We start from the raw sequence: 4,428 nt of genomic DNA, 5'->3' as shown, positions 1-4,428 counted from the left end.
ACATGTGAGCGTCGGGCGGCCCCCCCAACACCCGTAGTGCAGCGGATGCGGCGGATGCGTCAGCAGCCGCAGTCGCACCCGCAGTCGCAACCGTCGCAGCAGTCACCGCAGTTGCAGCACTCGCAGCAACCGGGGTCGCAGTCGCAGTTCTGGCAGCAGCCCTGGCGCTGCTGGCCGGTGCAGGGGTCGGTGAACTCGTCGCGGCAGCAGGCCTGGCAAGTGCAGCACAGGCCGACCCAGATGAGGCACGCCACGAGCGCGTTGTGGCGGCGTCCGGGGCCACGGCCACCGCCCGGGCCGCCGGGAGGACCTCCGGGGCCGTGGGGGGTGCGCCACGGGTCGCCCGGGTGCTGCGGGCCGAACGGGTTGCCGGGGCCGGAGGGCGGCGGCTGGTGACCGGGAGGGCTCTGCGGCCAGGAGTTGACAACTCCGGTGGCGTCCAGCGGCATTGCGGCACCGAGCCCGGTGCCGCTCGCGGGCCCGGACCGCGCCGCGGGTCCGGTCGCCGGGTCGGCTCCGGAGAGCGAGTCGGGCCCGGTCGGCATGTCGGTGCCGACCGTCGTCGAACCTTCGCGGGTCCCGGGCAGCGCGGAGCGGTTCTCCGCCCCCTTCCCGCCCTTGTGCGACGAGCACGAGTGCCCGCGCGAGCGCTTCACCGGGAACCCGGCGTGCTCGAAGGTGCGGTCCACGGCCGTGTCGACCTCGTGCACGAGGAGGGTGTGCACGAGCCGCTGGTCGGCGAACTCGACGTCGCGCAGCGCGAGGCGGATGCCGTGCGCCGCGTCGCGGCAGAGCCGGTACGCCTCGTCCGGCCCGGTCCCGGTGGCGAGCAGCGGGTTCCACGCCCCCGACTCACGGTCCTCCCCCACGTCCTCGACCGCGTCCAGCAGGTGGGCGAGGCGGCCGAAGAGGCGGCCTGCCTCGGCGAGCGGCTCGGCGTTCCGCGGGCGTCCGGCCAGGACGGCGGTGTGCGCGAACGCGGCGGCGGTGGCGGTCTCGGTCGGCTCGGTGACGACGAGGACGGATGTCCCCGGCCCGGCCAGCGCCTCGATCTCGCCCTGCCTGCCGACCGCCTCGGTGAGCACCGCGGTGTCGAACCCGACGTCGTGCCCGGTCCCTTCGCCCTGCCGCGCCCAGCGCGTCGCCACTCGGCGCGCGCCGCCCGCGACGCCCCTGCGGGCGAACACCCCGTCGCCGTCCTCGACATGGTCGCGCATCTTCGCCGACGCGAGGACCAGCGAGACCGCGGCGGCGAGGCGCGCGCCCTCGCCCTTGGCGACCTGCGCGGTGCGCATGCCGCGCAGCGGGCACGGACCGGCCTTGCGCCGTCCGGACGCGGCCTTCTCCGGTTCCGCCTGGGCCTCGACGAGGACCGAGATGATCAGGCCGTCGTAGTTGGTGGCCACGCGCGCCGCGTGCCCGTGGTCGTCGCGCAGCGCCAGGCACAGCCCGCACAGATGCGCCATCCACGCCTCGCGCAGCCCGTCGGTCAACCGGTGCCGGCACGGCCTGATGATCCCGAACACGCGTGTCCCTCCCCGTTGCCACTGGATGCCGCCCCCGGCCGCGTCGGCCCGGCAATGGTGCCTCAGGTTAGCGATCAAGCCGCCCCGCCGTCGGCCCACGTACCGGAAGTGCGCACCGGGCCGGCTGCGGGGCCGCATCGCCCGCGCACAGCAGACCAGTTCGACACGCGGCACCGCTGCGGGGCGGTGGCACGAACAACGCATTTGGCACCATGTTGGCCGCTTGTTGACCAAGTGTTGACACACCCGTCGCGGCGGAACACCAAGCGGAGCACCGCGCGTGTGGACGCGCGGTGTCCCGGGTCTGGGGCCCCACGTGGAACCCGTGGGTGCGCCGCCGCTACCCGCCTGCGAGCAGTGCCACCAGCCTGCGTACCTGCGTATCCGCGCGCACGGCGAGTTTGCGGTAGGTCTCGATCGGTTCACCGAGCGGGTCCGCCAACTCGTCGTCGGCGCGGGCCATTCGCCGTACGTCGCGGAGCGCGTCGACCTCGGCGACCCACTCGCGCAGCGACGCATCCCCGCGCGGGCCGGTCTTCTCCCCGAGGCGGGCCAACTCCCCCAGCACGAAGGCGCGCGGCTCGGCGTTGGACGAGCGCGCCGAAATGCCCCAGATATGCTCGCGCGTCATGCCGAGCACCACGTCGGCGGCGTCCAGCATCTCCGCCGTCAGCTTCCGGCTCGTGTGGTCGTGCGCGGGTACGCCGTACTCCGCCAGCACCTGCGCGCTCTCGCCGGTCATCGGTGCCGAGCCCCACCCGAGGGTGCCCGCGGACGCCACCGGCCAGTCGCCGAGCCCGGCCTCGGCAAGCCGGTGGCGCAGCATGGCCTCGACCATCGGCGAACGGCAGATGTTCCCGGTGCACACGACAAGAATCACGAGGTCACCGTACTGCCGCTCCAGCGCCGTTCCCCCGCCGGGACGCCCCGCGCCCCGGACCGCGGGGCGGCGGCCACGCGACGCCCGCGCGCTCCAGCAGCCGCAGGTAGGACGCGCGGCGCCGGCGCATGAACACCTTGGACAGCACGATCATCAGGATCAGGGCCGCGGCGAGGCCGCCCGCGGCCACGAACACCAGCGGCTCGCCGACACCCCCGCTCACCAAAACCGCCGCCATCACGACGCCGAAGACCTTGACGGCAAGACCGCGTACCGGCTCCCACCCCACCACGCCGTAGTAGTCGGCCTTGATCCGCGCGTGCAACAGCCGCACCTCGCGCCGGGCGGGCCCACGGGCGACCAACGGAACGGGCCACGGGTACATCCCGGGCATCCGCCCACCGCGCAGCGCCCGGGGGTAGTCACGGATCGTGCGCTCGGCACGGCTGCCGGCGTCCGATACGCGGCAAAACGTGTGCAGCGGCGGCCGCAGATCGGTGGGGACGTCCCCGGCGAGCCCGGCGTAGCGGTAGCCGAACTGCTCGGCGCAATAAGCGAACTTGGCGAACAGCCAGACCGAGGGCCAGGGGATCGGCGTGTGGAACTCGCCCAGCGCGTCGCCCTCCGCCAGCATCCTGCGCAAGTACCGTCGCATCCGCATCGCGGCTCCCGTCCGGCCGTCCTCGTCCTCGGCTGCGCCGAGCCGATCCTGAACCCTTCGGCCCGGGTGGCGGCACCGACCGCCCCGCTGCCGATCCTGCCGCACTGCGACCTGCGTCACATCCCTTCCTGTCAGGAATCGCGGCGCTGTCCCGCTCAAGGAGCGAGAGGGCATAGCGAGCAGACAGGAGCACGTCATGAAGCACCGCATCGTCGTTCTCGGGGCCGGGTACTCCGGGGCCTACGCGGCCGGGATCCTGGCCCGGCGGCTGTCCCGGGCGGACACCGAGATCACCGTGGTCAACGCTGTGCCGGAGTTCGTCGAGCGGATGCGGATGCAGCAGTTGGCGGCCGGCCACAAGGTGGAGCCCCGCAAGCTGACGGACATCTTCGCGGGCACCGGGATCCGGCTGCGGATCGCCCAGGTGACCGCCGTCGACCCCGACCGGCGGATCGTCACCGTGGCGGACGCCGACGGGGGCGGCGAGGTCGCGTACGACACGTTGTTCTATGCACTCGGCAGCCGCGCCGACGACCACGGCGTCCCCGGTGTGGCCGAGCACGCGTACAACGTCGCCTCACGGCCCGCCGCGCTGCGCCTGCGCGAGCATCTGGACGCCCTGGAGGAGCACGACCGTGCCGGGGTGCTGGTCGTCGGCGACGGGCTGACCGGCATCGAGACCTCGACCGAGATCGCCGAGGCACGTCCCGGCCTGTCGGTGACGCTGGTCGCCCGCGGCGAACTCGGCGCCAGGCTCTCCCCCGGCGCGCGAAACCACCTGCGCCGCGCCTGCGAACGGCTCGGCATCACCGTTCTGGAGCACACCACCGTCGAAGCCGTCGAGGCGACGCGCGTGCTGTGCGCGGACGGCACCGCCGTGGCGTCCGACGCGACCGTGTGGACGGCCGGGTTCGCGGTCCACCCCATCGCCGCCGCCGCGGGCATCGACGTCACCGCGCAGGGCCGGATCGTCGTCGACCGCACCATGCGCTCGGTCTCGCACCCGAACATCTACGCGGTCGGCGACGCCGTGCACGCCGTCGGCGACAACGGCCTGCCGCTGCCGATGTCCTGCGGTACGGCCGGGTACACCGGCCGCCAGGCCATCGAGGCGCTCGTCGGACGCCTGACCGGCGGCAAGGTCCCGCACACCAAGCTGGTCTACCTGTTCAACCACATCAGCCTGGGACGCAGGGACGGGCTCCTCCAACCGGTCGACGAGCAGGCAAAGGCGAAGCCGAAGTACGTGGGCGGCCGGAAGGCCGCACGGATCAAGGTGGCCATCATCAAGGGGTCCCTGTGGGCCAGCGCGAATCCGACCTTCGGCCTGCCCAAGCGCAGGCGCCGTGTGTCGGCCGCGG

Annotated in this window: 4 protein-coding genes; 1 reads left to right on the top strand and 3 read right to left on the bottom strand. The window is 73.5% G+C overall.

The features are described from left to right. Window positions 1-59: 59 nt before the first annotated feature. The 3 genes from ACRX5S_RS22815 to ACRX5S_RS22805 form a co-directional block, all read right to left on the bottom strand. On the bottom strand, window positions 60-1,526 hold the full coding sequence (locus tag ACRX5S_RS22815; protein WP_436774896.1) for a DUF5685 family protein: 1,467 nt from the start codon (window positions 1,524-1,526) through the stop codon (window positions 60-62). Between the two features lie 340 nt (window positions 1,527-1,866). Then, window positions 1,867-2,406 carry a hypothetical protein gene (locus ACRX5S_RS22810; protein WP_436774895.1) on the bottom strand — a complete coding sequence of 180 codons (540 nt, stop codon included), beginning with the start codon at window positions 2,404-2,406 and terminating at the stop codon, window positions 1,867-1,869. Window positions 2,407-2,410: 4 nt separating this feature from the next. Then, window positions 2,411-3,061, bottom strand: coding sequence for a hypothetical protein (locus tag ACRX5S_RS22805; protein ID WP_436774894.1), 651 nt, complete (start codon window positions 3,059-3,061; stop codon window positions 2,411-2,413). 202 nt (window positions 3,062-3,263) lie between these two features. On the opposite strand from ACRX5S_RS22805, the gene ACRX5S_RS22800 reads away from it, so the two are divergent. After that, window positions 3,264-4,428: NAD(P)/FAD-dependent oxidoreductase (locus ACRX5S_RS22800; protein WP_436774893.1), on the top strand; the 1,165-nt coding region annotated here is incomplete at its 3' end.

This window comes from Yinghuangia sp. YIM S09857, from assembly GCF_051388915.1.
Classification (GTDB): domain Bacteria; phylum Actinomycetota; class Actinomycetes; order Streptomycetales; family Streptomycetaceae; genus Yinghuangia.
This window is presented reverse-complemented; position numbering and strand designations above follow the sequence as displayed.

What these genes read in the sequence shown, in the direction of transcription:
- ACRX5S_RS22805 (WP_436774894.1), bottom strand. Translation starts at nt 3,061, where the DNA reads ATGCGACGGTACTTGCGCAGGATGCTGGCGGAGGGCGACGCGCTGGGC.